The organism is Roseomonas haemaphysalidis, from assembly GCF_017355405.1.
In the GTDB taxonomy this organism is placed as follows: Bacteria; Pseudomonadota; Alphaproteobacteria; order Acetobacterales; family Acetobacteraceae; genus Pseudoroseomonas; species Pseudoroseomonas haemaphysalidis.
This window is the reverse complement of sequence record NZ_CP061177.1, coordinates 3,069,782-3,093,710: the sequence shown is the minus strand read 5'-3', so window position 1 is coordinate 3,093,710 and position 23,929 is coordinate 3,069,782. Positions and strand designations below refer to the sequence as shown.

At 70.6% G+C, this 23,929-nt stretch carries 22 protein-coding genes; 10 read left to right on the top strand and 12 right to left on the bottom strand.

Translation table 11 applies throughout. The annotated features are described in order from the left end of the window. Positions 1 to 2: 2 nt before the first annotated feature. The 7 genes from treS to IAI59_RS14345 form a co-directional block, all read right to left on the bottom strand. Positions 3 to 3,296 carry a maltose alpha-D-glucosyltransferase gene (treS, locus tag IAI59_RS14375; protein ID WP_207415644.1) on the bottom strand — a complete coding sequence of 1,098 codons (3,294 nt, stop codon included), beginning with the start codon at positions 3,294 to 3,296 and terminating at the stop codon, positions 3 to 5. A gap of 9 nt (positions 3,297 to 3,305) precedes the next feature. After that, positions 3,306 to 6,293 (bottom strand): maltotransferase domain-containing protein, encoded by a 2,988-nt coding sequence (locus tag IAI59_RS14370; protein WP_207415645.1) that lies wholly within the window; start codon positions 6,291 to 6,293, stop codon positions 3,306 to 3,308. Positions 6,294 to 6,398: 105 nt separating this feature from the next. After that, entirely contained in the window at positions 6,399 to 7,040 is a 642-nt protein-coding gene (locus tag IAI59_RS14365; RefSeq protein WP_207415646.1) for a PA2169 family four-helix-bundle protein, read from the bottom strand. A gap of 166 nt (positions 7,041 to 7,206) precedes the next feature. Then, complete coding sequence (locus IAI59_RS14360) at positions 7,207 to 7,464, bottom strand: hypothetical protein (RefSeq protein ID WP_207415647.1); 258 nt, start codon at positions 7,462 to 7,464, stop codon at positions 7,207 to 7,209. 32 nt (positions 7,465 to 7,496) lie between these two features. Next, positions 7,497 to 7,679 carry a hypothetical protein gene (locus tag IAI59_RS14355; RefSeq protein WP_207415648.1) on the bottom strand — a complete coding sequence of 61 codons (183 nt, stop codon included), beginning with the start codon at positions 7,677 to 7,679 and terminating at the stop codon, positions 7,497 to 7,499. Between the two features lie 95 nt (positions 7,680 to 7,774). Then, the gene (locus IAI59_RS14350) at positions 7,775 to 8,083 is read right to left on the bottom strand and encodes a con-10 family general stress protein (protein ID WP_237180473.1); all 309 of its coding nucleotides are present in this window, start codon (positions 8,081 to 8,083) and stop codon (positions 7,775 to 7,777) included. 107 nt (positions 8,084 to 8,190) lie between these two features. After that, positions 8,191 to 8,460 (bottom strand): hypothetical protein, encoded by a 270-nt coding sequence (locus tag IAI59_RS14345; protein WP_207415649.1) that lies wholly within the window; start codon positions 8,458 to 8,460, stop codon positions 8,191 to 8,193. 209 nt (positions 8,461 to 8,669) lie between these two features. Here IAI59_RS14345 and IAI59_RS14340 point away from each other — a divergent pair, with 209 nt between their 5' ends. Then, complete coding sequence (locus IAI59_RS14340; protein WP_237180474.1) at positions 8,670 to 9,071, top strand: PRC-barrel domain-containing protein; 402 nt, start codon at positions 8,670 to 8,672, stop codon at positions 9,069 to 9,071. 31 nt (positions 9,072 to 9,102) lie between these two features. Here the strand turns inward: IAI59_RS14340 and IAI59_RS14335 are convergent, their stop codons facing one another. After that, positions 9,103 to 9,660: a sigma-70 family RNA polymerase sigma factor gene (locus IAI59_RS14335; RefSeq protein ID WP_207415651.1), complete on the bottom strand. Its 558-nt coding sequence runs from the start codon at positions 9,658 to 9,660 to the stop codon at positions 9,103 to 9,105. Positions 9,661 to 9,843: 183 nt separating this feature from the next. Between IAI59_RS14335 and IAI59_RS14330 the strand changes: the two genes are divergently transcribed. Continuing rightward, complete coding sequence (locus IAI59_RS14330) at positions 9,844 to 10,035, top strand: hypothetical protein (protein ID WP_207415652.1); 192 nt, start codon at positions 9,844 to 9,846, stop codon at positions 10,033 to 10,035. 21 nt (positions 10,036 to 10,056) lie between these two features. On the opposite strand, the gene IAI59_RS14325 is transcribed toward IAI59_RS14330, so the two are convergent. Next, complete coding sequence (locus IAI59_RS14325) at positions 10,057 to 11,037, bottom strand: sensor histidine kinase (protein WP_207415653.1); 981 nt, start codon at positions 11,035 to 11,037, stop codon at positions 10,057 to 10,059. Between the two features lie 277 nt (positions 11,038 to 11,314). On the opposite strand from IAI59_RS14325, the gene pstS reads away from it, so the two are divergent. From pstS to phoB, 6 genes are all read left to right on the top strand, one after another. Further along, positions 11,315 to 12,364, top strand: a complete 1,050-nt coding sequence (gene pstS, locus IAI59_RS14320; RefSeq protein WP_237181133.1) for a phosphate ABC transporter substrate-binding protein PstS — start codon at positions 11,315 to 11,317, stop codon at positions 12,362 to 12,364. A 90-nt stretch (positions 12,365 to 12,454) separates the two neighbouring features. Further along, positions 12,455 to 13,438 (top strand): phosphate ABC transporter permease subunit PstC, encoded by a 984-nt coding sequence (gene pstC / locus IAI59_RS14315; RefSeq protein ID WP_207415655.1) that lies wholly within the window; start codon positions 12,455 to 12,457, stop codon positions 13,436 to 13,438. Continuing rightward, positions 13,435 to 14,319, top strand: coding sequence for a phosphate ABC transporter permease PstA (gene pstA / locus IAI59_RS14310; protein ID WP_207415656.1), 885 nt, complete (start codon positions 13,435 to 13,437; stop codon positions 14,317 to 14,319). The genes pstC and pstA overlap by 4 nt, the downstream gene beginning before the upstream one ends. Before the next feature lie 8 nt (positions 14,320 to 14,327). Then, positions 14,328 to 15,176 (top strand): phosphate ABC transporter ATP-binding protein PstB, encoded by an 849-nt coding sequence (gene pstB / locus IAI59_RS14305; protein WP_207415657.1) that lies wholly within the window; start codon positions 14,328 to 14,330, stop codon positions 15,174 to 15,176. 17 nt (positions 15,177 to 15,193) lie between these two features. Continuing rightward, the gene (gene phoU, locus IAI59_RS14300) at positions 15,194 to 15,913 is read left to right on the top strand and encodes a phosphate signaling complex protein PhoU (protein ID WP_207415658.1); all 720 of its coding nucleotides are present in this window, start codon (positions 15,194 to 15,196) and stop codon (positions 15,911 to 15,913) included. Between the two features lie 5 nt (positions 15,914 to 15,918). Further along, positions 15,919 to 16,641 carry a phosphate regulon transcriptional regulator PhoB gene (gene phoB, locus IAI59_RS14295; protein ID WP_207415659.1) on the top strand — a complete coding sequence of 241 codons (723 nt, stop codon included), beginning with the start codon at positions 15,919 to 15,921 and terminating at the stop codon, positions 16,639 to 16,641. Between the two features lie 52 nt (positions 16,642 to 16,693). Here phoB and IAI59_RS14290 read toward each other — a convergent pair whose 3' ends face one another. The 3 genes from IAI59_RS14290 to IAI59_RS14280 form a co-directional block, all read right to left on the bottom strand. Beyond that, the gene (locus IAI59_RS14290) at positions 16,694 to 17,083 is read right to left on the bottom strand and encodes a DoxX family protein (RefSeq protein ID WP_207415660.1); all 390 of its coding nucleotides are present in this window, start codon (positions 17,081 to 17,083) and stop codon (positions 16,694 to 16,696) included. 90 nt (positions 17,084 to 17,173) lie between these two features. After that, positions 17,174 to 18,919 (bottom strand): ABC transporter permease, encoded by a 1,746-nt coding sequence (locus tag IAI59_RS14285; protein ID WP_237180475.1) that lies wholly within the window; start codon positions 18,917 to 18,919, stop codon positions 17,174 to 17,176. Then, entirely contained in the window at positions 18,906 to 19,895 is a 990-nt protein-coding gene (locus tag IAI59_RS14280) for an ABC transporter substrate-binding protein (RefSeq protein WP_207415661.1), read from the bottom strand. The genes IAI59_RS14285 and IAI59_RS14280 overlap by 14 nt, the downstream gene beginning before the upstream one ends. Positions 19,896 to 20,095: 200 nt before the next feature. Between IAI59_RS14280 and IAI59_RS14275 the strand changes: the two genes are divergently transcribed. Together IAI59_RS14275 and ydiJ are read left to right on the top strand one after the other, a co-directional pair. Continuing rightward, entirely contained in the window at positions 20,096 to 20,884 is a 789-nt protein-coding gene (locus IAI59_RS14275; RefSeq protein WP_207415662.1) for an enoyl-CoA hydratase, read from the top strand. Continuing rightward, positions 20,881 to 23,928 carry a D-2-hydroxyglutarate dehydrogenase YdiJ gene (gene ydiJ / locus IAI59_RS14270; protein WP_207415663.1) on the top strand — a complete coding sequence of 1,016 codons (3,048 nt, stop codon included), beginning with the start codon at positions 20,881 to 20,883 and terminating at the stop codon, positions 23,926 to 23,928. Before IAI59_RS14275 ends, ydiJ begins: the two co-directional genes overlap by 4 nt. Position 23,929 lies beyond the last annotated feature (1 nt).

The window sequence follows — 23,929 nt, the reverse complement described above, 5'->3', positions numbered from 1 at the left end:
GATTATTCCTTTTCCGTCACGCGGCGGGCCAGCTCGTCCAGCCCGCGCAGCGGAATGCCGATCCAGGTGGGGCGGTTGGCGGCTTCGTAGCAGATCTCGTAGGCCGCCTTTTCGATCAGAAAGAGGTCGAGCAGCGCCTGCTCGGCCGCCGGCTCCGCCCAGCGTTGCGGTGCCGCCTCATGCACCGCGTGGTAGGCATCCAGGAATGCCCGGCCCGCGTGTTCGCGGAAGCTTTCCAGCATCGGCCCGCGCCGCGCATCGGCGGCGGAGGAGGCCGCGGCCTGGCCCGGCAGCGCGGCGCCCACCGCGTAGTCGAAGGAGCGCAGCAGCCCCGCCACGTCGCGCAGCGGCGAGGTCTTGGCACGGCGCTGGTCCAGCGTCTTGGCCGGCTCGCCCTCGAAGTCGATGATGCAGGCGTCGCCCTGCACCACCAGCACCTGGCCCAGGTGGAAGTCGCCATGGATGCGGGTGCGCAGCGCGCCCGGGGCGGACTTGGCGAGGCCGTCCACCGCCGCCATCAGCCGGTCGCGGTTGGCGGCCAGCCACGCGGCACGCTCGGCATCCACCTCGTTGTCCCAGCTCGGCACGCGCGCCAGGGCGTCCAGCGCGGTGGCGAGCTGCTTGCGGGCGTCCTCGGCCCAATGCGTGACCTCGGCCTCGCTGGCGGCGACGGGCGCGAAGGCCTCGTCCTCCGACGGCTCGGCCAGCAGGGCGTGCATCTCGGCCAGGCGGCGGCCAAGCGCGGTGGCGAAGACCGCGTAGCCGGCGAAGGCGTCCTGCTGCTCGTCCTCGGAGGAATCCGTGACGGCCATGGACTCCACGGCGCGGGACAGGAAGTCCAGCGTCCAGCCCCAGCCGTCGCCCTGGTTGCGCACGAAGCCCTGCAGCACCACCAGGGTGCGTGGCACGCCGGCACCATCCACCCGCACCACCTCACCCAGCAGGGGCGCGGTCTGCGCGAAGCCCTTCTCGGTCAGGAAGCGGGTCATCTCGGTTTCCGGCGAGATGCCTTCCGTCACGCGGCGCACCAGCTTCATCACCGCGTGCTCGCCGATGATCAGCGAGGAGTTGCTTTGCTCGGCCGACAGGCGGCGGATCTCGGCGTCCTCCGGCACGGCGGAGGCATCGAACTGCGAGGTGGGCAGGAAGCGGATCTCGCCCTCGCTCAACGGCACGACGTCGCTGTCGGCCATGCTGCGCAGCATGGCGAAGGGCAGGGTATCGAGCGCGAAGGCATCCGTCAGCAGGCCGACGCGGCGGCCGCGCCGCAGGCGGGCGAGCGCGAGCTGCTGCACCAGGGCGGAGGGGTTCTCATCCTCCCACGCCGTGCCGAGCGGCAGGAAGTAGCGGGCGCTGCCTTCCGCGGCCGGGGCCTCGACCTCGGCGATGATGAACTCCGCCTGGGGGGACTTCACCACCTCGGTGAAGGCCAGCACGGGGGGCGCGCCGGCGATGCCCTTGCCGGAATACCAGCGCCGGCGGGCGAGGTACTGCGGCAGCGCGTCACGCTCCAGCGTGCCCCGCTGCGGCGGCACGAGCACCTCCGTCAGGCTGTTGCGCATCACGAGCGTCGAGAGTTCGGACATGGGTTCGGGTGCCGGGGTATGCCATGTGGGCAGGGCGGCTTCGGTGGCCAGCAGGAACCAGTAGAAGCCGTAAGGCGGCAGGGTCAGCAGATAGGTGAGCTGGCCGATCGGCGGGAAGGAGGCGCCGCCGACCAACTCGATCGGCACCTTGCCGGCGTGGGAGGCGAGGTCGAGCTCCACGGCCTGGGCGGTGCGCGACAGGTTGCACACGCACAGGATCGTCTCGCCTTCGTATTCGCGGGTATAGGCGAGGATCTTGCGGTTGCCCGGATACAGGTAGCCGAAGGAACCGCGGCCGAAGGCCTGGTGGCGCTTGCGCACGGCCAGCATGCGGCGCGTCCAGTTCAGCGGCGAATGCGGGTCGCTGGCCTGGGCTTCCACGTTGACGGCCTGGAAGCCGTAGATCGGGTCCATGATCGCCGGCAGCACCAGCGATGCCGGATTGGCGCGTGAGAAGCCACCGTTGCGGTCGGGCGACCACTGCATCGGCGTGCGCACGCCGTCGCGGTCGCCGAGGTGGATATTGTCGCCCATGCCGATCTCGTCGCCGTAGTACAGCACCGGTGTGCCGGGCATGGACAGCAGCAGCGAGTTCATCAGCTCGATCCGCCGGCGGTCACGCTCCAGCAGCGGCGCCAGGCGGCGGCGGATGCCGAGGTTGATGCGCGCGCGCTTGTCGGCGGCGTAGGTGTCCCACAGGTAGTCGCGTTCCTTGTCGGTCACCATCTCGAGCGTCAGCTCGTCATGATTGCGCAGGAAGATCGCCCACTGGCAGTTCTCGGGGATCTCGGGCGTCTGGCGCAGGATGTCGGTGATCGGGAAGCGGTCCTCCTGCGCCATCGCCATGTACATGCGCGGCATTAGGGGGAAGTGGAACGACATGTGGCATTCGTCGCCGTCGCCGAAATACTGCTGAGTGTCCTCGGGCCACTGGTTGGCCTCGGCCAGCAGCATGCGGCCGGTCGCGTGCTCGTCCAGCGCGGCGCGGATCTTCTTCAGCACCACATGGGTTTCGGGCAGGTTCTCGTTGTTGGTGCCGTCCCGCTCGATCAGGTAGGGGATGGCGTCCAGCCGCAGCCCGTCGATGCCGAGGTCCAGCCAGAAGCGCATGACGGACAGCACTTCCTCCATCACCGCCGGGTTGTCGAAGTTCAGGTCCGGCTGGTGCGAATAGAAGCGGTGCCAGAAGTACTGGCCGGCCACCGGGTCCCAGGTCCAGTTCGACTTCTCGGTGTCGAGGAAGATGATGCGGGTGCCGTCGTACTTCTCGTCACTGTCCGACCACACGTAGTAGTCGCGCTCCGGCGAGCCCTTGGGGGCGTTGCGGGCGCGCTGGAACCAGGGGTGCTGGTCCGAGGTGTGGTTGATGACCAGCTCGGTGATCACGCGGATGCCGCGCGCATGCGCCGCGTCGATGAAGCGGCGGATGTCGTCCATCGTGCCGTATTCGGGGTGCACGCTGGTGTAGTCGGCGATGTCGTAGCCGTCGTCCCGCCGCGGCGAGGGGTAGAAGGGCAGCATCCAGATGGCGTCGACGCCGAGTTCCGCGACGTAGTCCAGCTTCTCGATCAGCCCCGGGATGTCGCCCACGCCGTCATTGTTGGAATCAAAGAAAGACTTGATGTGCAGCTGGTAGATGACCGCGTCCTTGTACCACAGGGGGTCCTGCTGGTGCGCGTCGGTCACGGTGGAGATGTTGCTGTCGGGCATGGTCAAGCCTTAAACGGCGGCGCGCAGACGCCAGATGGCGTAGGGCAGCATGGAATGGGGGTCGAAGCGGTGGTGGCGGTGCGTGCCGGTCCAGCTTTCCTCGCCGCCTGACAGCAGGTTCTCGGCCAGGATGGGGCCACCGGCGGGCGCGCCGAGCAGCCAGTGCGGCACCTCGTACCAGCAGTCCACCGGCGCGTGAGGGTCCATGGACACCAGCACCAGCACGGCATTGGAGCCATCCGGCGTCCGCTTCAGGTAGGCCAGCACCTTGTCGTTGCCTGACGGCAGGAAGGTGACGCCGAGATGGGTCTGCAGCGCCGGGTTCTCGCGGCGGATGCCGTTCAGCGCGGTGATCTCGGGCACGATGTTGCCGGGGCGGTCGTAGTCCCAGACCTTGATCTCGTACTTCTCGCTGTCGAGGTACTCTTCCTTGCCGGGCTTGACCGGCGTCGCCTCGCACAGCTCGAAGCCGTTGTAGACGCCCCACAGCCCGGACAGCGTGGCCGCCAGCGCGGCGCGGATCAGGTGGCCCGGGCGCCCGCTGGTTTGCAGGAATTCCGGGTTGATGTCGGGCGTGTTGACAAAGAAATGCGGGCGGAAGAAGTCGCTGACCGGCGCCTGGTTCAGCTCCTCCAGGTATTGCCGCAGCTCCCACGCCTCGTTGCGCCAGGTGAAGTAGGTGTAGGACTGGCTGTAGCCGACCTTGGCCAGGCGGTACATCACCTTGGGCCGCGTGAAGGCTTCCGACAGGAACACCGCTTCCGGCGCGCGGGCGCGGACTTCCGCGATCATCCATTCCCAGAAGGGCAGGGGCTTGGTGTGGGGGTTGTCCACGCGGAACAGCGTGACGCCTTCCTTGACCCAGAACAGCACGGCATCGCGCAGCGCCAGCCACAGCGCCGGCATGGCGTCCGGCTTATAGAAGTCGACGTTGACGATGTCCTCGTACTTCTTGGGCGGGTTCTCGGCGTAGCGGATGGAGCCGTCCGGGCGGTAGTCGAACCAGCCCGGATGCTCCTTCAGCCAGGGGTGGTCGGGCGAGCACTGGATGGCGAAGTCGAGCGCCAGCTCCAGCCTGTGCTCCTTCGCCGCCGCCACCAGGGCGCGGAAGTCCTCGATGGTGCCGAGCTCGGGGTGCAGCGCATCGTGGCCGCCGGCCTCGGAACCGATGGCATAGGGGCTGCCCACGTCGTCCGGCCCCGGCGTCAGGGTGTTGTTGCGGCCCTTGCGGTTCTTCTTGCCGATCGGATGGATAGGCGTGAAGTACAGCACGTCGAAGCCCATGTCCCGCACGCGCGGCAGCTGGCCGATCACGTCGCGGAAGGTGCCGTGGCGCGCGGGGTCATCGGTCTGCGAGCGCGGGAAGATCTCGTACCACGATGCAAAGCCGGCTTCGCGGCGCTCGACATCCAGCGGCAGCGGCTCGCGCCGCTCACGGAAGGGGCGGGGGTCGGCGGCCAGCATCGCCGCGCGCGTTTCGGCGCTGGTGAACAGGGCGACGGCCTGTTCCGGCGGCGCGTCCTGCTCGGCGTCCAGCACCTGCGCCAGGTGGCCGGCATGCTCGCCCATGCGGCCGGCGGCGGCCTGCAGCAGGGCACGGCCTTCGCGCCGCTCCAGCGAGATGTCGATGCCGGCGGCGTGCTTCTTGGTGATCTCGTTGTCGAAGGACGCGAAGACGTCCACCCAGGCTTCCACGGTGTAGAAGTGGCGGCCGATGCGCTCGGGCACGAAGGTCGCGGTGTAGACGTCGTTGGGCAGCGCCTTCATGGGCAGCTCGTGCCAATCGGCCTCATCCGCCGCGCGCCACAGCAGGCGGACGGCGATGCGCGTGTGGCCATCCGTGAAGACATCGGCGGTGACCGTCACCTCCTGGCCCACGGCACGCTTCACGGCGAAGCGGCCGTCATCCACGGCGGGGGACACGGCCTCGATGGCGATGCGTGGCATCTCGGTGGCGCGCTCGGCGGCGCCGTCGCGCAGCGGCTGGCGCACGGGCGCCGAATCATGGATGGGCAGGATACGCACCTCCGCGGGAGAGAGGCGCAGCCGCCCCTCGGCATCGAGGGTTCCGGCCGGCAACGTGCCGGGCGCGGGCAACAGCCCCAGCACCTGCCCGGCGGGCACGAGCTGCGGGCGGGACAGGGACGGGTTGGCCAGCACCAGCGCGCGGCCGGCGCCGGTGTCGCGCAGCAGCACGACCGGCGCGTGCGGGGCGGACAGCAGGCGGGCGCCGCCAGGCTGCGCGGCCTCGTTGGCGGCCATCACCACCGGCTCCAGCGCCAGGCGCGGCGCGGCGCCATCGGTGGCAAGGCCGCCGCGGTGCAGCGCGCCATGCTCCAGCCCTTCCGGCAGCAGCCAGGCGGCACCGGAAAAGGCGGCGAGGCGGATGGCGCGGCTCAGCGCATGCGCGGCGGTGGGTCGGTTGCCGAAGCGGCCGGCCAGACGGCGGCCGCCGGGAACCTCGGCCAGAGCCAGCAAAGGCGGGCCGGACAGCCAGCGCCCGGCGTCCGCCAGGGCATCCACCCAGGGCATCGCGGGGGCCACGAAGCTGAAGCCCTCCAGCCCGGCGCGGGGGCGGGGCACCATGGCGGCGAGCTGCAGCTCCGGCTGTGCGCCGCGCACGGCGGCGGCGAGGCTGCGCAGGCTGCTGTCGGTCAGCCATTCCGGCAGGCGGCACAGCACGCCGGCGATGCCGCGCAACCCGATCAACCGGGCTTCCCAGTGCTCCAGCCAGTGTTGGGCATCGCGGCCGGCCGCCGGCCGGTGCAGCCCGGAGAAGCGGGGGTCCAGCGGACTGCCGGCGTCGGCCGGGCTGTCCTGGTCCATGCGCAGGTCGAGCCAGACCTCCAGCCCCTCGGCCGCGCCGGCCAGGGCGGGGTCCGTGACGCACAGCGCGCGAAAGCCCAAGGCCCGGGCGCGGGCCGCGGCGTGGCGGACCGCCGCCTCGGTGGAGCCACTGGTATGGAACAGCCCGCAGGCGGGCGGCAGCGCGGTCATCTCAGGACCGCCAGGTCAGGAAACGGAAAGGGCTTCTGCTTTTGAAGGTCACGCATGGTCCTCGTTGTCTGTCCTGGTCCGCTTGCCGCCCGTGCCGGCGGCTGCTCAGCGGCGGGGCCGCAGCAGGCGCGCCGTCAGGGCGGAAACCGCCGTCACCACGATGGCTGACAGGATCGGGTTGCTGGTCAGCGGCTTGGTCAGCCGGTCGATGCGGCCGAGCAGGGTGTTGGGCGCGTTGTAGGCGACCTCGTCCTCTTCCAGCATCGCCTCGTAACGGTCACCGGTGGCGCGTACCTGGCGGTACTGCTTCTTCAGCACGGCGCGGGTTTCGGGCGGCAGCTCCTCCGACAGGGCTTCCGCATAGGCGTTTTCCAACACGCCTTCGCCGCGCACGATCTCGCGCAGCACGCTGCTGCGGCCACGCCCGAACAGCTTGCCCTGCAGGTCCAGCACCGCGCGATGCACGTTGCCGAGAGTGCTGCCATCATGTTCCGGGCGCACGCCGCTCGCCCGCAGCCGCTCGTCCAGCTCCTGCGCCATGCTGGCGCGCTTGCTGGCCAGCTCGGTGAACTCGATGCGCAGAAAGCGGTCGCTGGTTTGGCGCTTGCCGGCCTCGTAGCCACGGTGGCTGTCGTGCAGATGGGCGCTGAGCGTGGACAGCGCCGCCTGGTGGCCGTGGCCGGACACGGCCTGGCTGGCCAGGGCCTCAAGGCCGGTCACGGCCGAGGCGGTCTTGGAATCGGGCATTAAAGCATCCTCCCCTGGAGGTCATGGATCATGGGCCACCGGATCGCCGGCCACCTGGGGAAACAACGACGCAGGCAGGCAAGAGTTGACTCTGGCTTGGCGGTTCCAGCGCGGGCGCAGCAAAAAGGGGCACGCGACGATCGCGTGCCCCTGGTCCGGTCCAGCCCTAGGTGTTGGGCTTGTCGATGATCTCGCTTTTGCCGTAGCGCCCTTCCGGCAATTCCTTGTTCGCGTTCGGCGTCACCGGTGTGGGCGAGGGATCCTCACGCGCCGGCGCTTCCGGCGGCGGCGGGCTGGGCTCGGCGGGGGCCTGGGCCGGAGCCTCGCTCGGGGTGGTCTGCGGTTGCGACGGCACTTCCTGCGGCATCGACGGCTGGTCGGACGCCGTGGCGGGAACCGCCGTCTGGTCCTGGGTGTCGATCATGCGTGCCTCCTGTCTGGTGTTCGCCTGGCGGCTCAGGCGGCGATGGACGGCAACGAAACGGGAGCCGGCGGCACGGCCATCGGCGGAGCCTCCTGGGCCGGCCGCGCGATCAGCCGCCAAGCCAGGGCGGCGCGCAGCGCGTAGGACGCATTGTCCGGCTTCTGCGGCTCGCTCCCGGCGGCATCGATGAAATTCGGTGAGCGCGCCACCAGCATCTTGTCCCATCCTTGTCCGGGACCCGCCCCAAGTGACGGCCATCCCTCGCGGCCACCGGCCGCTTGTCTCAACGACGGCCACCGGCCGCCGGTTGCTATTCGGCCGGCTTGTCCGTCACGCTGCGGCGCGACGCGGCGGTCTGCTCGCGGTTGCCCTGGGTGGCCTGGCCACCCTTGCGGCCGGCTTGCGCCGCCAGCTCGCGGTTGCGTGAAAAGGAGCGCGATTCCGCCTGCACACTTTGGCCACCCTTGCGGCCCGCCTCGGCGGCCAGCGCCGGGTCCTGCGCGAAGGACCGCTTCTCGGCCGGCACGCTTTGCCCGCCCTTGGAAGCGATGTCGCGCTGCTTGGCCCGGTCCATCGAGGCAAAGCCCTGCTTTCCGCCACCACTTCGGGTCGAAGCCATGCTGTGATCCTTTCCTTAATCGATGGGGCCGTCAGCGCCCTCTGCCACCAACAACCGCTGAGATTTGGCCAAGTTCCCGGCTTATTTCAGCGGATTGGCGGATGTCTTCAACTCAGCGTCAGCGCCAGGATCAATGCGACGATGGCCAGCGCGATGGAGATGGGCAGCACGTAGCGCATGTGGCCCGTGGTGGCGGCACCGCGCGCGGCTTCCGTGCTCAGCGGCCGCTCCGGCATGGGCGGCTCGCGATGCGTGTCGCGCGGCTGGGCCGCGCCTTCACGCGTGGTGGGGTTGGCGCCAAGGCTTTCCTGCGGCGCGCCGTGCGGCGTTTCACGCAGGCTGTCGTCGCGCGGGGTGGGGGAACGGGTGTCAGACATCGTGGCAACTCCGGAAATGGCAAAGGGCGGGGGCGCGGGGATGCCACCGGGCAGGGGCCGCGCTTCGCCCGCCAGGGCAGTCCGTGCGGCAACAAGGCGGCGGCCGCGGTGAAGGTTTCATCACGACCACCGCCGGGGCGGCGCGGCAACCGCCGGCGCCGCCGCCGGTTCACTCATCAGGGCATGCAGCCCCCAACATGGAGGACGTCATGACGGAACCCGCCTTCACCACGCCGGAAGCCGTGGCCCGGGACGAGACGCTGTCGTTGATCTCCGCCGACAAGGTGCGCGGCAGCGCGGTCTACGGCGCGGGCGCGGAGCGGCTGGGCGAGATCGAGACGCTGATGATCGACAAGCAGCGCGGCGTGGTGACCTACGCCGTGCTGGCCTATGGCGGCATCCTCGGCTTCGGCGCGCGGCATTACCCGTTGCCCTGGCACCAGCTGCGCTACGACACCGAGCTGGAAGGCTACGTGGTCGGGCTGGCCCTGGCCGATCTGGAAGCCGCGCCCTCCTTCGCGCCGGAGGAGCATGTGGACCTCGCGGACACCGAATGGGGCGAGCGGGTCCACAGCTACTATGGTCCCGCCGGCGCGCGGCCGGGCCTTTAGCGCCGGGGACCGGATGGGGTGAGGCGGAGGCCTAGCCGGCTTCCGCCTTGCGCCGTTCCTCGGCCGTGGTGCTGCGGTGAAAGCGCTCCCGCTTGCCGGACGCGGCGTGTTCCTGCTCCAGCAGGGCGTAGAGCGCCATGCGTGCCCTGTGCACCCGGCTCTTCACCGTGCCGACCGCCACGTCCAGCACGCGGGCCACATCCTCGTACGGCATGCCGGAACCGGCGACGAGGGTGAGGATGGAGCGATGGTCTTCCGGCAGCATATGGAACACGCGCTGGAAGTCCGCGACCTCCAGCCCTTCTTCCTGGCGGGCAGAGGTCGGCACCTGTTCCAGCTCGCCCTCTTCCATCTCGCGCGTCTGCTTGCGCTTGGCGACGAATTCATTGAGGAAGCGGTTGCGCAGGATGGTGAAGGCCCAGGCCTTGAAGTTGGTGCCGGGTTGGAAGCGGTCCTGCGACTTCATGATGCGCAGCACGGTGTCCTGCACCAGGTCGTCCGCGTCATGCCGGTTGCGCGTCAACGAGCGGGCATAGGCGCGCAGGTCGGGCAGGCAGGCGATCAGGTCGTGTTCGATCGGGGTCGTCACGACCAGTTGCCACCTTCAAAACATGTCTGTTGCTCAACGCCTTGTGCAACGCGAAGTTGCTGGCCACGGCCGAGGTCTGGCCGGCCCCCGCACGGGGCGGCTGCAACCCGCGGGGGCGGGACGCGGTTCCTGGGTTGTAACGCGCCGCGATATCGCGGGCGCCGCCGCAACAAGGAGAACAACATGGCAGACCCTGCGAAGCCGGGCCGCGAGGACAGCGTCAAGGACGCCCCGAAGAGCCACGTCGAGAAGGACGCGACGCTGGAAACCGCGCTGGAAGACACCTTCCCCGCCAGCGACCCGCCGGCCAGCGGCAGCCCCACCAAGACCGTGGGCTGGGAAGAGCCGGCGCCGGAAGACGGCAAAAAGGACTAGGCGGCTTCCGCCACCCCGCGGTCAGGCCGCGAGGGTGGCGGGAAAACGGATTTCGAAGCGGGTGGGGCGGTGCTGGGTGATCAGCTCGCCCTCTACCTGCGTGGCGCAGGACGCCACCAGCAGCATGCCGAAGCCGGTCGCCTCGTTGGTTTCCTCCGGCAGGCCGGTGCCGTCGTCCTGCACGGCCAGCGACAGTTCCTCGCCCTGCCGGCGCAGACTGACGCTTACCGTGCCGGCCTGACCGGCGGGGAAGGCGTGGCGCAGGGCGTTGGACACTAGCTCCGACACCGCCAGCCCCAGCGGCAGGGCATATTCCCCCGGCAGTTCCGCCGCGTCGCCCTCGAAGGTCACCTGGATCGGGCGGCCGTCCCGCTGCGCTTCCGCCACGCGGCCACAGACCTCGCGCAGATAGGCCGCCAGCTCCACCCGTCCGATGTCGCGGTTGCGATACAGGCTTTCATGCAGCGCCGACATGCCTTGGATCCGCAGCACCGTAGTGTTGAGGATGCGCGAGGCCGTTTCGTTGCCGGCACGCCGGGCTTGCAGCCGCAGCAGGCTGCCCACCAGTTGGAAGTTGTTCTTCACCCGGTGGCTGAGCTCGTGCTGCAGCAGGGCGATGCGGGCCTCGGCGTCCGGAGCCACCGGCGCGGGGGCCGAAGGCGCTGCTTCCTCCGGGCGGGCCAGCCACTGCCGCCGCAACATGGCGCCGAGGCCGCCGGTGAGCACCAGCACCGTTTCAAGCAGCAGCGCATTGCCGCCGGCCTGCGGTGTGGCGAGGCCGGGCAGCGGATGGAAGGCCAGGTCGATGTCCATCACCAGCAGCGACAGCGCCACGGCGATCCAGCCGCCGCCCAGCCCGGCCAGCAGGGCCGCGGGCAGGAACACCAGTTGCGCCCAGGCGGCCGGCAACAGCAGCGACAACAGGATGCGCACCAGCACCGCGACCAGCAGCACCCCGGCCACCAACCCCGCCATGCCCCCGAGGGTGCGGGGACGTGTCACCTGATCCAGCCCGTATTTCAATCACATGTCCGATCTTGAGGGCGCCCCGCCGCAGGCGTCGCGCGCGTGGCCATGTGCGGTTTCAGCAAAACCAGGGCGGCGCGGCAAGCCCGAAGCCGGGATGCGGCTGGTGGCGAGGGGCCGGGGCTGTCATCATAGCTTCACAAATCTGCAACGGAACGGTCGTGGGTGGCACCTAGAACCCCGCCAAGCCCGGCCGCTTGTCCAGACCAACTGGGCGGGCGGGTTTCGTGCAAGAGAGATATGGAGTGTTCCGGTGAGCAATCGCATCCTGGCCCTGGCCGTCGGCCTGACCGCGACCCTCGGCGTCGCCTTCGGCGCTTCGGCCCAGCAGGCCACCATCACCGGGGCAGGCGCCAGCTTCCCCAACCCGCTGTACCAGAAGTGGGGCGAGGCGGCGAAGGCCGGCGCCAACATCCAGCTCAACTACCAGTCCGTGGGCTCGGGCGCAGGCCAGGCGCAGATCCGCAATCGCACCGTGGATTTCGGCGCTTCCGACGCGCCGATGACCGCCGAGCAGCTGCGCGAAGCGAATCTGATGCAGTTCCCGTCCACCATGGGCAGCATCGTGGCCATCGTGAACATCCCGGGCGTGGAGCAGAACAAGCTGCGCCTGACCGGCGAGGTGATCTCCGACATCTACCTCGGCAAGATCAGCAAGTGGAACGACCCGCGCATCGTCGAGCTGAACAGCGGCCTGACCCTGCCGAACCTGGCCATCGCGCCCGTGTACCGCGCCGATGGCTCGGGCACGACCTTTGTCTGGGTAAGCTACCTGTCCGCCGTGTCGGAGGCCTTCAAGAGCGGCGTCGGCATCGGCACCTCGGTGCGCTGGCCGGCCGGCACGGGCGCCCGCGGCAATGAGGGCGTGGCGGGCACCGTCCGCAACGTGCGCGGCGCCATCGGCTACGTGGAATACGCCTACGCCCACAGCAACAACCTGGTCACCACGCAGCTGCGCAACAAGGCGGGCCAGTTCGTCAGCCCGACGACCGAGAGCTTCCAGGCCGCCGCCGCCAACGCCGACTGGACGGTGCCGGACTTCGCGGCCTCGCTGGTGGACACGCATGGCGCGACCTCCTGGCCGATCGTGACGCCGACCTTCATCCTGCTGCCGCGCAACCCGACGGACGCCGCCAAGGCGCAGAACGTCATGCGCTTCTTCGACTGGGCCTATCGCGACGGCGACGCGACCGCGACCAGCCTGGATTACGTGCCGCTGCCGCCGGCGGTGGAGGACGCGGTGCGCGCCGCCTGGGCCAAGCAGGTGCAGGTGGACGGCAAGCCGGTCTGGCCGGCCAACTGATGATCCTGGCGCCTCGCGCCGGCTGACCGGGGCGGGTGGCGGCAAGGCCACCCGCCCGCTTTGCTTGAACCACCACCGGAGGCATCCGCCTTGCAGCAGGCCGCCACCCTGACCGCCATCCCGAAAGCCGGCGCCGCCCGCGGCGGTGGCCGCACCGGGGATGTCATCTTCGCCGCCGCCTGCCGCGGCGCCGGCATCTTCGTGCTGCTGTTGCTGGGCGCCATCATCGCCGGGCTGTTCATCGGCGGCTGGGACGCCTTTCGCACCTTCGGGGCGGGCTTCGTGTTCGGCACGGACTGGGACCCGGTGCAGGAGGTGTTCGGCGCCGGGGTGTCGATCTACGGCACCGTGGTCACCGCCGTGCTGGCGCTGGTCATGGCCGTGCCGGTGGCCTTCGGCATTGCCTTCTACCTGACCGAGCTGGCGCCCGCCTGGCTGCGCCGCCCGCTGGGCACGGCTGTGGAGCTGCTGGCGGCGGTGCCGTCGATCATCTACGGGATGTGGGGCTTCTTTCTGATCGTGCCCTTCATGTCGCAGACCTTCCAGCCGTTCCTGATCGACACGCTGGGCGAGCTGCCGGTGATCGGCAACCTGTTCGCCGGCCCGCCCTTCGGCACCGGCATCTTCACCGCGGCGCTGATCCTGGCGATCATGGTGCTGCCCTTCATCGCCGCCGTGATGCGCGACGTGTTCAACACGGTGCCGCCGGTGTTCAAGGAAAGCGCCTACGGCCTGGGCTGCACCACCTGGGAGGTCGTGCGCCGCGTGGTGCTGCCCTACACCCGGGTGTCCGTGGTGGGCGGCATCATGCTCGGCCTCGGCCGCGCGCTGGGCGAGACCATGGCCGTCACCTTCGTGATCGGCAACGCCAACCGCATCAGCACCAGCCTGTTCGGCCCCGGCAACACCATCGCCTCCCTGGTCGCGCTGGAATTCGGCGAGGCGACGGTGGGTAGCCTGAAGCTGTCCGCGCTGCTGGGCCTCGGCTTCATCCTGTTCGTCATCTCCTTTATCGTGCTGGCGCTGTCGCGGCTGCTGCTGCGGCAACGCGCGCCGCAGGGGGCCCGCAAGTGAGCGCCACCACCGCCTCCTCCATCCCCGGCCGGCCGAAGGACCTGCGGGCCTCGGCCGCGCTGGGCCGCCGCCGCCGGCGGGCCGATGCCGTGGTCCGCACGCTGTGCCTGCTGGCCACCGTGGTCGGCGTGCTGTTCCTGGTGTCGATCCTGGGCACGCTGGTGTGGAACGGCGCCTCGGCGCTGTCGCTGCACGTGTTCACGGACGTGACCCGGCCGCCCGGCTCCAACGGCGGCCTGCTGAACCCGATCATCGGCTCCATCATCCAGACGGTCATCGGCACCGCCATCGGCACGCCGATCGGGCTGCTGGTGGGCACCTACCTGGCCGAGTATTCCAAGGCCTCGCCCCTGGCGCACGCGGTCCGCTTCGTGTCGGACATCCTCCTGTCCGCGCCGTCCATCCTGATCGGCCTGTTCGTGTACCAGGTGCTGGTGGTGCCCTTCGGCGGCTTCTCCGGCTGGGCGGGCTGCGTGGCGCTGGCGATCATCGTCATTCCCATCGTGGTCCGCACCACGGAGGACATGCTGCGCCTGTTGCCGGACACGCTGCGCGAGGCGGTGATCGGGCTCGGCGCGCCGAAGTGGAAGATGATCACGCTGGTCTGCTGGCGCGCCGCCGCCTCGGGCATCATGACCGGCATCCTGCTGGCGGTGGCCCGCGTGGCGGGCGAGACGGCGCCGCTGCTGTTCACCTCGCTCGGCAACCTCAACTGGTCGCTCAGCCTGTCGGCGCCGATGTCGAGCCTGCCGCTGACCATCTACGCCTATGCCGGCTCGCCTTATGCGGACTGGATCGCCCTGGCCTGGGCCGGTGCCCTCATCATCACGCTCGGCGTGCTCGGGCTCAACATCGCGGCGCGCAGCCTGCTGCGGAAGTGAGAAAGATCATGGAAAGCGCCACCACCGCCAACACCGCCGCCAAGCCCGCCGCCCCCGCGGCGCCGGGCTTCGCCACCCAGGCCCGCCCCGCCGCCCCCGCCGCCGAGGCGCGGCTGCAGGTGCGCGACCTGGACTTCTTCTACGGCGCCAGCCAGGCGCTGAAGCACATCAACTTCGACCTGCCGGCGCGGCAGGTGACGGGGATGATCGGCCCCTCGGGCTGCGGCAAGTCGACGCTGCTGCGCGTGCTGAACCGGATGTACAGCCTGTACCCCGGCCAGCGCGCCACCGGGCAGGTGCTGCTGGACGGGCAGAACATCCTGGACGACGACGTGGACATCAACGCGCTGCGCTCGCGCATCGGCATGGTGTTCCAGAAGCCAACGCCCTTTCCGATGACGGTCTACGAGAACATCGCCTTCGGCATCCGGCTGCATGAGAAGCTGTCCAAGACCGAGATGGACGAGCGGGTGGAATGGGCCCTGACGCGCGCCGCCATCTGGGGCGAGGTCAAGGACCGGCTGAACAGTTCCGCCATGGGCCTGTCCGGCGGCCAGCAGCAGCGCCTGTGCATCGCCCGCACCATCGCGGTGCGGCCGGAAGTGATCCTGCTGGACGAGCCGACCTCGGCGCTGGACCCGATCAGCACCCTGCGGATCGAGGAGCTGATCGACGAGCTGAAGCGCGACTTCACCATCGCCATCGTCACGCACAACATGCAGCAGGCGGCGCGCTGCGCCGACCAGGTGGCGTTCTTCTACCTGGGCGAGCTGGTGGAGGTGGCGCCGGCCGAGGAGATGTTCACGGCGCCCAAGCAGCCGCGGACGCAAGACTACATCACCGGCCGCTTCGGCTGAGGCGGGGGACGCAGAGCATGGTTGAGAAATCCGAGCACATCGTCCGCTCCTACGAGGAGCAGCTCAAGAAACTGCGCGAGATGATCGCCCGCATGGGCGGGCTGGCCGAGCGGCAGGTGGCGGATGCCGCCTATGCCCTGGTGCGCCGCGACACGGAGCTGGCCGCCGAGGTGATCGGCCGTGACGGCGAGATCGACCAGCTGGAGCGCGACATCGAGAATTTCTGCGTCCGCCTGCTGGCGCTGCGCCAGCCCATGGCGGGCGACCTGCGCTTCATCATCGCGGCCATGAAGGTGTCCAACGCCATCGAGCGGATCGGCGACTATGCCCGGAATTGCGCCAAGCGCGCGGTGGTGATCGCGCAGCAGCCGCAGCTGACGGGCTTCAGCAGCTTTCAATGGATGGCCAAGCTGGTGCAGGAAAACCTCAAGGAATCGATCGACGCCCTGGTCAACCAGGATGCCACGGCCGCCGAGCGGGTGTGGGCGGCCGATGCCAGCGTGGACGACGTGTACAACGGCATCTTCCGCGAGCTGCTGACGCACATGATGGAAGACACGCGCAACATCACCGCCGCGACCCATCTGCTGTTCGTCGCCAAGAACTACGAGCGCATCGGCGACCACGCCACCAACATCGCCGAGACGGTCTTTTATTCCGTGCGCGGCGCCGGGTTGCCGGACGAGCGGCCGAAGGGCGACACCTCGCCCTTCGCCGTCGCCCGGCCGCCGGCCTGAGGGAGATGGCTTCCGTGGCTGAGATCGCCGCCGGCGGGCGCCCCACCATCCTGGTGGTGGAGGACGAGGCGCCGCTGCTGACGCTGCTGCGCTACAACCTGGAAAAGCAGGGCTTCCGCGTGGAGGAAGCCAGCGATGGGCAGGAAGCGCTGCTGCGCGTGGCGGAAGCGCCGCCCGACCTGATCCTGCTGGATTGGATGCTGCCCGCCCTGTCGGGGCTGGAGGTCTGCCGCCAGCTGCGCCGCCGGGCGCCGACGCGCGACCTGCCGATCATCATGGTCACCGCCCGCACCGAGGACCAGGACGCGGTGCGCGCGCTGGACACCGGCGCGGACGACTACATCGCCAAGCCCTTCGTGATGGATGCGCTGCTGGCGCGCATCCGCGCGCTGCTGCGGCGCTCCGTCGGTGTCGGCGCCAAGGGGGTGCTGGCGTGGCGCGACATTTCCATGGACCAGGACGCCCACCGCGTGGTGCGCGCCGGGCGGGGCCTGCACCTCGGCCCCACCGAGTACCGGCTGCTGGAGTTCTTTCTGCAGCACCCGGGCCGCGTCTTCTCGCGCGAGCAGTTGCTGGACAGCGTGTGGGGTCGCGACATCCATGTGGAGCCGCGCACGGTGGACGTGCATATCCGCCGGCTGCGCAAGGTGGTGAACGGGGATGGCGAGCTGGACGTGATCCGCACCGTGCGCTCGGCCGGCTACGCGCTGGACGTGGAGCCGCACTGAGCGGCCGGCGCGGCGGAACAGGGAAGGGGGCCTCGCGGCCCCCTTTTTCATGTCAGCGCTTGTTGATGCTGAAGGCGCCCGGGCCGGCGGCGGCCAGATACAGGAACACGAAGCAGAACAGGATGGCGGCGTCGCCGCCATTGGCCACCGGCCAGAAGCTGCGCGGGAAATGGGCGATGAAGTAGGCGAAGGCCATCAGCCCGGACAGCACAAAGGCGGCGGGGCGGGTGAAGAAGCCGACCAGCACCAGGATGCCGCCCACCGTTTCCAGTACGCCGGCGAACCAGAACATGCTGAACATGGCGGGCGAGGCACCGCCCGCGGGGGCGATGGGAAAGCCGAAGAGCTTCTGCGTGCCGTGCTCGATGAACAGCAGCGCGGCGACGATGCGCAGCAGTCCCAGGGCATAGGAGGCCGTCTGCGGCGGAAGTGGATTGGCCATGCGTCTCAGGTCTTTCAGGAAAAGGGTCTCTGCCCCCGCTCCTATCACGGCCGCGGCCACGCTGGACACTGTTTGCGTGCGGCGGGCCGGTCAGGGGCGCCAGGGCAAGGTGCCGGGTGGCAGGCGGCGGCCCAGCAGGCCGGCCAGCAGCATCAGCCCCGCCACCAGCAAGAGTGACAGGCAACCCACGGCGGCGGCCTGGGGAGACTGACCGCCATCCTGCAGGTTGAACACCAGCACGCCCAGCGTCTGCGTGCCGGGGCCGTTCAGCAGGCTGCTGACCGTGACCTCGTTGATCGCCAGCAGCATCACCAGCAGCGCGCCGGCGGCGATGGCGGGCGCCATGGGCGGCAGGTGCACCACGCGCAGCCGCAGCCACAGCCCGGCGCCCATGCCGCGCGCGGCGTCCTCCAGCCGGGGGTCCAGCCGCGCGGCGGCGGCGGCCACGGGGCGCAGCGCCAGCGTTTGGAAGCGAGCCAGGTAAGCGAACAGGATGATGCCCAGCGTGCCGTAGACCGCGCCGCCGCCGGGCAGGCCCAGCACCAGCAGGATGGTGGCCACGGCGGTGCAGGCGCCGGGCAGGGCGTAGGTGAGGTCGGTGGCGGTGCTGACGGCGCGCACCGCGCGGTGGCGCAGCGCCAGCGCCACGGGCAGCGCCGCCAGCCCCAGCAGCAGCGCGGCGCCGCCCGACAGCAGCAGCGAGTTGCCGAAGGCCGCCAGGGTATGCGCGCCGGGCGCCAGGGTGGCGGCGAAGTGGCGGGTGGTCAGGGTGTCGCCGCTCAGCGCCACGCCCATGGCCGGCACCAGGGCCGCGGTCAGCAGCGCCGCCAGCGGCAGCGCCAGCACGGCCAGGAGATACAGGCCGAGCGGCAGCAGTAGCAGCCGGTCCAGCCGCGTGGGGGCCAGCGGCACGAAGGGGCGCCCGGCCGGCCAGCCGCCGCGCCGCGCCGCCAGCCCCTGGGCCAGGAGCCCCGGCAGGGTCAGCGCCGCCAGCAGGATGGACAGCGCCGCCACCTGGGACAGCGCCGCCGGGCCGGTGGCGGACAGCTTCTGCCAGATCAGCACCGTGAGCAGCGGAAAGCGGCCCGGGATGCCCAGCAGCGCCGCGATGCCGAAGTTGCCCAGCGCCGACACGAAGGCGAGGCCCGCGCCGGCCAGCAGCCCCGGCCGCAGCAGCGGCCACACCGCCATGCGCAGCGCTCGGCCGGGGCGGGCGCCGAGGCCGCGGGCGGCGGACAGCACCTCGCCCGGCAGGCGGCGCGCCAGGGCGGCGAGCGCCAGGAACACCAGCGGCGCCCCCTGCACGCCCAGCAGCAGGATCATGCCGCCAGGGCCGTAGAAAGGGTTGGGCGAGCCCAGCGGCGGTGCCAGCCCCAGCGACACCAGCAGCGGCGAGGAGGGGCCGCTGGCCTGGATGAATGCCAGCGCCATGATCTGCGGCGGCACCAGCAGAGGCAGGATGCACAGAAAGATCAGCGCCCGACGGCCCGGCATGTCCCGCAACAGCAGCAGCCCGGCCTGCGCGCCGCCGATCAGCGTGGCCAGCGCGGCGGCACCGCCGGCCACCAGCAGGCTGCGCCACGCGGCACGCCACACGCCAGGGTCCTGCGCCAGGGTGGACAGGGCGGGGCCGGCGGCCTCGGCCAGCAGGCGGGCGGTGGGGGCCAGGCCGATGACGCACAGCCACAGCACGGCCAGGACGGCGAGCGCGGGCGGACGCCGCAGCCAGGGGCGCCGGGCGGGCGGGAAAGCGGCGGGGATGGCCGGCACCGCCGCCGCCGGCGCCGCGATGGGCGGCACGGCGGCGGGGCGTTCGGAAAGGTTACTGTCCGACAAGCTGGTTGAAGCGTTTCAATGTGGCCTCCGCCTCGGCCGCCGCGCGGGCGGCGTCGAAGGGCAGGAGCTTGATGGCCTTGGGGTCCGGAAAGCCGGGGGGCGGGGCAACGGCGGGGTCGGCGGGCAGGAAGCCCTGGCGCGAGGCCAATTCCTGGCCCTCCTTCGACAGCAGGAAGGAGATGAAAGCGGCCGCCGCCTGCGGGTTGCGGCTGGACTTCAGGATCGCCGCCGGCTCGGTCACGGCGGACACGCCGTCTTCCGGGGCGATGAAGCGCAGGGGGGCGCCCTTGGCGGCTTCGCGGATCGGCAGGTAGTCGACGATGATGCCGAAGGCGCGCTCGCCGCCCGCCACGGCCTGCAGCACGGCGCCATTGCCGCCGCGCGGCTGGATGCCGGCCTGGGCCAGCTTCTCGATATAGGTCCAGCCCAGCGCCGGGTCCTGCGCCAGGGTCTGGATGTGGATGGCGGCGGCGCCCGACACGGCGGGCGAGGGCATGGCGGTCAGGTTGCGCGCCTCGGGCCGCAGCAGGTCGGCCCAGACCTTGGGCGTGAAGGGCGCGCGGGTGTTCATGACGATGCCGGTGGTCAGCAGCTTGGTGCCGAAGTAGTGGCGCGCCGGGTCGTGCAGGGTGGCGGGGGTGGCGCCCAGCTCCACCTCCGGACTCGCGCGCAAAAGGCCCTCGGCCTTCAGGCCCTCGAAGGTCAGGCTGTCGGCCAGCAGCAACAGGTCGGCGCGCGGGCTGCCGGCCGCGATCTCGGCCCGGAGGCGGGGCAGGATCTGGTTGGTGCCGCCGCGGATCCATTCCACCGCCACGCCCGGGTGGCGCTTGCGGAAGGCTTCCACCGTCGCCGCCGCGTCGGGTTCCAGCTGGCTGGTGTAGAGCACCAGGTTGCCGGACAGCGGGGCCTGCGCCTTGGCCACGGCGGGCACGGCGAGCAGGGAGGCACCGAGAAGCAGGGCGGAGCGGCGGCGCATGGAGGGGGGTTCCCAGCCTGACAGGATCACGGCGCCCCCGATAGCGGCCGGGCGGGCGCGAGGGCAGGGGGCTGGTGTGACATTTCCATGATGCTTGACCCGCCCCCCTGGCCTTGGGGCCGAGTTTACACCAGCCGGGGCCGATCCTATAGCGGAAGGGCGGCCACCCGCCGGGGTCGCCGAACCGGGGGGAGGGCGCCATGGACGGCCAGGACGACATTCTGTTCGAAACGCTGGAGGGCGGCATCCGCCGCGTCACCTTCAACCGGCCGCAGGCGCGCAACGCCTTCACCTTCAACATGTATGAGCGGCTGGGCGCCTTCTGCGCCGAGGTGGCCGGGGACAAATCGGTCCGCGCCATCATCCTGACCGGCGCGGGCGACAAGGCCTTCGCCTCCGGCACCGACATCAACCAGTTCCGCGCTTTCAAGACGCCCGAGGACGCGATCCAGTACGAGGAGCGGATCGGCCGCATCGTGCAGGCGCTGGAGCAGTGCCCGAAGCCCATCATCGCCGCCATCGCCGGCGCCTGCACGGGCGGCGGCGGGGCGATCGCCGCCTGCTGCGACCTCAGGATCGGGGCCAGCAACGCGAAGTTCGGTTTTCCGATCGCGCGGACGCTGGGCAACATCCTGTCGATGGGCGCTTTTTCCCGTCTTGTGGCGCTGGTCGGCCCTTCCAAGGTGAAGGAAATGATCTTCACCGCCCGGCTGATCGAGGCTGACGAGGCGCAGCGCATCGGCCTCCTGCACGAGGTGGTGCCGGAGGTGGCGGACCTGCCGGAACGCGCGCTGGCCCTGGCCCGCACGGTCGCCGCCAACGCGCCGCTGACCATCCGCGCCACCAAGGAGGCGATCGGCCGGCTGCGGCCGCAGATCTCCTCCGAGGAAGGGCGGGACCTGATCCTGATGTGCTACATGAGCCGCGACTTCCGCGAGGGCATGGATGCCTTCCTGAACAAGCGCAAGCCGGAGTGGACGGGCGAATGATCCCACGCCTCGCCGGACTGCCGGAGCCGGCGGCGCCGGCCGTGGCGTTCCTGGACGAACTGCGGCTGCGCGGCTTCGCGGGTGACATCGAGAGCGCCTTTTCCCAGCGGCTGGTGATGGCGACCGACAACTCGATCTACCAGCGCCAGCCGCAGGCGGTGGTCTTTCCCCGCGGGGTCGAGGACCTGCAGCGCATTGCCCGCGTTTCCGCCGACCCGCGCTTCGCGGGCGTGGCCTTCACCCCGCGCGGCGGCGGCACCGGCACCAACGGCCAGTCGCTGACCGACGGCATCGTGGTGGACCTGTCCCGCCACATGAACCGGCTGCTGGAGGTGAATGCCGAGCAGGGCTGGATCCGCGCCGAGCCGGGGCTGGTGAAGGACGCGCTGAACGCCGCCATCAAGGCCCAGGGCCTGTTCTTCGCGCCCGAGTGCTCCACCTCCAACCGCGCCACGCTGGCGGGCATGGTGAGCACGGATGCCTGCGGCCAGGGGTCGTGCCTGTACGGCAAGACGCGCGACCACGTGCTGGCGCTGGACGTGGTGTTGCAGGACGGCACGCTGTGGCGCTCGGAAAAGCTGGACGAGGCAGGGCTCGCCGCCGCCGCCCGGCGGCAGGACATGGTGGGCGCGGTGCACCGCGTGGTGGATGGCATCTTCCGCGAGCGGCGTGCGCTGATCGCGGAGCGCTTTCCGCCGCTGAACCGCTGCCTGACCGGCTACGACCTGGCGCATATCCGCGACGAGAACGGGCTGTTCGACCTCAACTCGGTGCTGTGCGGTTCCGAAGGCACGCTGGCGATGATCGCGGAAGTGAAGCTCCGCGTGCTGCCGATCCCGAAGCACGCGGCGCTGATCAACCTGCGCTACGACAGCTTCGACGCCGCGTTGCGCGACGCGCAGCGGATCATGGTGCTGGGCGCGGCCTCGGTCGAGACGGTGGACTCCAAGGTGCTGGGGCTGGCGCGGGGCGACATCGGCTGGGAAGGCATCCGCGAATACTTTCCCGACGATGCCGAGGGCGTGGCCGCCGGCATCAACCTGATCGAGTTCGTGGGCGACAGCGAGGACGCGGTGCGCCTCAAGCTCGCCGTGGTCGAGGACCGGCTGGCGGCCGAGGGCCGTTCCATGGGCCGGCGCGGCCACACCGTGGCCTGGGACGCGGCCGGCGAGCGCATCCAGGCGATGCGCAAGAAGGCGGTGGGGCTGCTGGGCAACATGGCCGGCGACGCGCGGCCGATCCCCTTTGTCGAGGATACCGCGGTGCCGCCGGAGAACCTGGCGGATTACATCGCCGAGTTCCGCGCGGCGCTGGACCGGCGCGGCCTCGCCTATGGCATGTTCGGCCATGTCGATGCCGGCGTGCTGCATGTGCGCCCGGCGATCGACATGAAGGCGGAGGGCGCCGAGACGCTGATCCGCGAGGTGTCGGACGAGGTCTTCGCGCTGACGCGCAAGTATAACGGGCTGCTGTGGGGCGAGCACGGCAAGGGCGTGCGGTCGGAATACGTGCCGCAGGTCTTCGGGCCGCTCTACGAAAGCCTGCAGGCCATCAAGGCGGCCTTCGACCCGCGCAACCAGCTCAACCCCGGAAAGATCGCGGCCCCCGATGGCGAGGCGCTGCTGGCCATCGACCGCGTGCCGATGCGCGGGCAGCTCGACCGCACCATCCCCGCCGCCACGCGCGCGGCCTATGACGAGGCGCTGCACTGCAACGGCAACGGCGCCTGCTTCAACTACGACCCCGCCGATGCGATGTGCCCTTCCTTCAAGGCCACCGGCGACCGGCGGCATTCGCCCAAGGGCCGCGCCTCGCTGTTCCGCGAATGGCTGCGGCGGCTGTCCGATGAGGGGGTGGACCCGGTGGCGATGTCGCGCCGGGCGCGCGCGGCCTCGCCGCTGGCCGGCGCCTTCACCCGCTGGGCCAACCGGCGGGACGGGCGGGAGGACTTCTCGCACGAGGTCAAGGACGCCATGGATGGCTGCCTGGCCTGCAAGTCCTGCACCGGGCAATGCCCGATCAAGGTGGACGTGCCGAGCTTCCGCGCGAAGTTCCTGGAACTCTACCACACCCGCTACGGCCGCCCGCTGCGCGACCATGTGGTGGGCGCGATGGAACGCCTGCTGCCGCTGGGCGCGAGGTTTTCCGGGGTCGCCAATGCCGTGACCGGCAGCGGCCTCGGCCGCGCGCTGGCGAAGCGGGCCGGGCTGGTGGACGCGCCGCTGTTCAGCGGCCTCGACCTCGGGCGCGAGGCGGCGAAGCGCGGCGTGCGGCTGGCCAACCGGGTGGACCTGAAGGCCATCCCGGCCGCCGAGCGCGAGCGGCATGTCGTCATCGTGCAGGACGCCTTCACCAGCTATTTCGAGACGGGGCTGGTGCTGGACCTGCTGGACGCGCTGCTGGCCATGGGCTTCACGCCCTGGCTGGCGCCCTTCCGCCCCAACGGCAAGCCGCTGCACGTGCATGGCTTCCTGGGCCAGTTCCAGCGGCAGGCCAGCGACAACGCGGCGATGCTGCGGGCGCTGGCGGAAACGGGGGTGGAACTGGTCGGGCTCGACCCCTCCATGACGCTGACCTATCGCGGTGAATACGCGGCGGCTCTGGGCGGCGAGGCGCCCAAGGTGCGGCTGGTGCAGGAATGGCTGGCGCAGCGCCTGCCGCTGCTGCCGCCGCTGCCCGCGGGCCAGCCGTTGCTGCTGTTGCCGCATTGCACCGAGCGGACAAACGCCGTGGCCAGCCTGAAGGACTGGCAGGCGGTGTTCTCCCACCTCGGCGCGCCGCTGCGCTTGCTGCCGTCGGGGTGCTGCGGCATGGCCGGCACCTTCGGCCACGAGGCGGAGCACCGGGAGATGTCCGAGCGCATCTACGACCTCGGCTGGCGGCAGACGGTGGCGGCGCATGGCGACGCGCTGGTGGCCACGGGCTATTCCTGCCGCTCGCAGATCAAGCGCCTCGACGGCGTGCGGATCGACCACCCCATCCAGGCGCTGCTGCGCCGGCTGCGCGCCGCGCCGGCCGGCAGCGTCGTGGAACACGCTGCATGAC

Coding starts and splice junctions, on each gene's coding strand:
- IAI59_RS14330 (WP_207415652.1), top strand. CDS start 9,844: ATGGCAGACCCTGCGAAGCCGGGCCGCGAGGACAGCGTCAAGGACGCC.
- phoB (WP_207415659.1), top strand. CDS start 15,919: ATGGCTTCCGTGGCTGAGATCGCCGCCGGCGGGCGCCCCACCATCCTG.
- IAI59_RS14365 (WP_207415646.1), bottom strand. CDS start 7,040: ATGCCCGATTCCAAGACCGCCTCGGCCGTGACCGGCCTTGAGGCCCTG.
- pstB (WP_207415657.1), top strand. CDS start 14,328: ATGGAAAGCGCCACCACCGCCAACACCGCCGCCAAGCCCGCCGCCCCC.
- ydiJ (WP_207415663.1), top strand. CDS start 20,881: ATGATCCCACGCCTCGCCGGACTGCCGGAGCCGGCGGCGCCGGCCGTG.
- IAI59_RS14340 (WP_237180474.1), top strand. CDS start 8,670: ATGACGGAACCCGCCTTCACCACGCCGGAAGCCGTGGCCCGGGACGAG.
- IAI59_RS14280 (WP_207415661.1), bottom strand. CDS start 19,895: ATGCGCCGCCGCTCCGCCCTGCTTCTCGGTGCCTCCCTGCTCGCCGTG.
- IAI59_RS14275 (WP_207415662.1), top strand. CDS start 20,096: ATGGACGGCCAGGACGACATTCTGTTCGAAACGCTGGAGGGCGGCATC.
- phoU (WP_207415658.1), top strand. CDS start 15,194: ATGGTTGAGAAATCCGAGCACATCGTCCGCTCCTACGAGGAGCAGCTC.
- IAI59_RS14355 (WP_207415648.1), bottom strand. CDS start 7,679: ATGCTGGTGGCGCGCTCACCGAATTTCATCGATGCCGCCGGGAGCGAG.
- IAI59_RS14345 (WP_207415649.1), bottom strand. CDS start 8,460: ATGTCTGACACCCGTTCCCCCACCCCGCGCGACGACAGCCTGCGTGAA.
- IAI59_RS14350 (WP_237180473.1), bottom strand. CDS start 8,083: ATGGCTTCGACCCGAAGTGGTGGCGGAAAGCAGGGCTTTGCCTCGATG.
- IAI59_RS14360 (WP_207415647.1), bottom strand. CDS start 7,464: ATGATCGACACCCAGGACCAGACGGCGGTTCCCGCCACGGCGTCCGAC.
- IAI59_RS14370 (WP_207415645.1), bottom strand. CDS start 6,293: ATGACCGCGCTGCCGCCCGCCTGCGGGCTGTTCCATACCAGTGGCTCC.
- IAI59_RS14290 (WP_207415660.1), bottom strand. CDS start 17,083: ATGGCCAATCCACTTCCGCCGCAGACGGCCTCCTATGCCCTGGGACTG.
- treS (WP_207415644.1), bottom strand. CDS start 3,296: ATGCCCGACAGCAACATCTCCACCGTGACCGACGCGCACCAGCAGGAC.